3 protein-coding genes are annotated in these 3,295 nt (G+C 69.7%); 2 read left to right on the plus strand and 1 reads right to left on the minus strand.

The window, feature by feature from the left end:
• Positions 1 to 125 precede the first annotated feature (125 nt).
• Both ACO1BR_RS43890 and ACO1BR_RS43895 read left to right on the plus strand, forming a co-directional pair.
• A complete protein-coding gene (locus ACO1BR_RS43890; RefSeq protein ID WP_426800717.1) occupies positions 126 to 1,688 on the plus strand; it encodes an FAD-dependent monooxygenase in 1,563 nt (520 codons plus the stop codon).
• A 335-nt stretch (positions 1,689 to 2,023) separates the two neighbouring features.
• The gene (locus tag ACO1BR_RS43895; RefSeq protein WP_426800718.1) at positions 2,024 to 3,016 is read left to right on the plus strand and encodes a PQQ-binding-like beta-propeller repeat protein; all 993 of its coding nucleotides are present in this window, start codon (positions 2,024 to 2,026) and stop codon (positions 3,014 to 3,016) included.
• Here the strand turns inward: ACO1BR_RS43895 and ACO1BR_RS43900 are convergent.
• Positions 2,976 to 3,295 (minus strand): Scr1 family TA system antitoxin-like transcriptional regulator (locus ACO1BR_RS43900; protein ID WP_426800719.1); only part of this gene is annotated, 320 nt, incomplete at its 5' end. The genes ACO1BR_RS43895 and ACO1BR_RS43900 overlap by 41 nt on opposite strands.

Here is a 3,295-nt window from a genome sequence, read left to right on the forward strand (position 1 = left end):
CGGGGGCGGGTGAGGTAGCTGAGGAGGAGCGCGGACGGCTCGCTTCCCGTCCATCCTCGCGGGGCCGGTGCCTTGACACCGCGGCGCCTTTTTGGCCTTTTTGGCCCTCGGTCATAGTCGGCGCCATGGACTATGACGTAGTAGTGGCCGGAGGCGGCCCGGTCGGACTGATGCTGGCCTGCGAGCTCCGGCTCGGAGGCGCGCGGGTGGCCGTCCTGGAGCACCTCACCGAAGTGAACCCGACGATCAAGGGCGGGGCGATCACCACGCCCAGCGCCGAGGCGCTCTACCGCCGGGGCATGCTGCCCGCGCTGGCCGAGGTGCAGCGGCAGGCGATGGAGCGCTTCCAGGCGTTCATGCGCGAGCGGAACGGCGGGGACGGAGGCGTTGCCGCGGGCCAAGGGCTCGGGTTCGTCGGGCACTTCGCCGGGATCATGCTGCGCGCCGACCTGGTCGACCGTACGGAGCCGGGCCTCGGCGACGCCGGACCCGCCGCCGAGATCGCTTTCGTGGCGCAGCAGGACATCGAGCGGCTGCTCGGCGGGCGGGCGGACGAGCTCGGCGTCGACGTGCGTCGGGGAGTGGAGCTGACCGGCTTCGACGCGGACGATGGGGCCGTCACCGTGCGGACCAGCCACGGGGCGATACGCGCCGGCTGGCTCGTGGGCTGCGACGGCGGCCGCAGCACGGTCCGCAAGCTCGCGGGGTTCGAATTTCCCGGTACGGACCCGGAAGTCACCTGTCACCAGGCGGTCGTGGAGATGACCGGCACCGAGGACCTGAAGGTCGGCTGGACCGCCACGGACACCGGGGTGTACGCCCACGGGCCGATGCCGGGCCGCGTCGTCACCGTGGAGTTCGACGGCCCGCCGGCCGACCGGGACGCGCCGGTCACCACCGAGGACCTCCAGGCACGGCTGCGCCGCGTATCCGGCGTGGACGTCACGATCACCGAGGTGCGGACCGCGACCCGCTTCACCGACCACGCCCGCCAGGTCACCGACTACCGCAAGGGCCGGGTGCTGCTGGCGGGCGACGCGGCGCACGTGCACTCCGCGTTCGGCAGCCAGGGGCTGAGCCTGGGTATCGGGGACGCGATGAACCTCGGCTGGAAGCTCGCCGCGGTGATCGCCGGCCGGGCGCCGGAAGGGCTGCTGGACACATACACCTCCGAGCGCCACCCGGTCGGCGCGTGGGTCCTGGACTGGACCCGGTCCCAGGTCGCGGCCATGCGCCCGGACCCGCAGTCCCGGGCCCTGCGCGAGATCGTCAGCGACCTGGCAGAGACGGTGACGGGCACCACGTACCTCACCTCGTGGCTCAACGGTGGCGGGGTGCGGTACGAGCTGCCGGGCGAGCACCCGCTGACCGGCCGCAGCACCCCGGACCTCGAACTCACCGACGGCGGCCGCCTCGCGGACCACCTCCACGGCGGCCGGGCGCTCCTGCTCGACCTCACTGACGACCCGGAGCTCCGGGCTCTCGCTGCGGGGTATGCCGGCCGCGTCGACATCCTGACGGCTGGCTGCCCGTCCCGCCCGAAACTGGCGGCGGTGCTCGTCCGTCCGGACGGCTTCACGGCCTGGGCGGCCGACGCGGGGGCGCAGGCGCCGACGTCGACGGCCGGGCTGGCGGAGGCGCTGGAGGAGTGGTGCGGAATGCCAGAGGGCGCGGTGACGCCGGGCTGATCCGCCGCTCTGCTGACTGACTCGAACCACGAGCCAATCCCACCCACGGCCGCCGCACCCACCCGGTGTGGCGGCCGCCCGCACCCCAGTCCCGGCCCAGCAGCAGCCCGGAGCCCTCACCGGCCGCCACGCATACGCTGGCCAGTTGGCGCTGGCCTGGGTGCAGCACCCGGGCGACGACGTCGTTCTGATTCCGGGCACCCGCCGCTCGGCGAACTACGCAAAGACCCCTGGGTCGAGTACCTCGCAGCAGGGCGCTCTGCTAGCCAAGAGGACCTTTGCCGCTGGAATTGATGCGCTTGATGCAACGGGGACTTGCCTGGTCAACTGGGCGGATGATCAGGGAAACTCTGTGGGAGCGAGATCTCCATCAAAGGGGTTCCGCTTCGTCGTTCCTTGTGACGGAAGACCGCGTCGTCGTGCACGAGCGTCACACCCGCCTCGTCTGCTTGGACCGTGAAGACGGCTTTGTCCGCTGGGATGCACCCATAGGCACATGGCTGCGCGACCTTGTGATAGCCAACGGCCGTTGCCTGGTCCTGCCGCAGAGTCCCAACCAGCTGTCCTGCCTCGATCTCAGGACGGGGGCAGAGTTGTGGCACGTGAAGCTGCCTTGCCTCTCTGGGCATGTCGTCGCTTCCACAGACACTGTTCTCGTCGGTGGCTGGCGCGGCTATACCCCCCTGGCCGCGTTCGATCTCCGGGACGGGCGGCCTTTGTGGCAGACGCCGTTGCCTGCGCATACGGCGCTTCCAGTGTCGTGGGGCGGCGGTGTGCTGATGGGCCATGGTCCGGAGGTGTGGCTGATCGATCCACGCGACGGCAGTGAGATGGCTCGCTGGCAATTGCCCAAGCCATTGGCTGACAGTGAGCTTCGCCCGGTGTTCACTGCCGTCGGCCCTGATCGCTGTCTCGCGCGCCTGGGCCCACGGTCCTTGATGCGCCTTCAGTTATCAGGAGCTGTCGATGAGCTCATCCGCTATGACGTTGACTTGGTTGCTGAGGGTGCAGAGTTGGTCGGCGGCGTTGTGTGGTTGCGGCAGTCGCGCGGCGGCTACCTCGCCGCAGACCCCAACACCGGATCGACACTGTGGCGGGTGGATGTCGGACAGCCGCTGGTGAGCGGTGTGATTCGAGCAGATGACGGGTTCGTCGTGGCTAGCGAAGGCGCACTCTTCCGCCTGCGGCCGGACGGACAGATCATGGAGAGATCACCCCACGCACACAGGATCAGCGCCCTCCGAGATCTTGGCGCTGGAGAGATGATCGTTACGACCAGAGGAACGCTCAAGGCGCTTGCCTTGGAGTCACGCCAGGCGGGTGAGTAGCCAGGAATAGCGGGTTGTCGCGTGTCAGGACGTTCTGGCGTTGGCTGCGGAGCTCGGCGAAGGTGCGGACTTCCCGTTCGGTCCTCCACCGGCCGCTGCCGTCCATCACGGCGTGCGCGTAGCCGGAGGTCTGCAGGATGCCGGGGATGACCTGGGAGGCGTAGATGTCGGCCTGGACAGCGAGGTCTTCGAGTTCGGCGGCCGACGGAGCAGTCATCCCGCTGCGCATGACCGCCCGCAAACCCTGCCGAGCCATTGCCGCCTCCAGAGCAGGCGGCA

It is taken from the genome of Streptomyces sp. YGL11-2, from assembly GCF_050054615.1.
Lineage (GTDB): Bacteria > Actinomycetota > Actinomycetes > Streptomycetales > Streptomycetaceae > Streptomyces.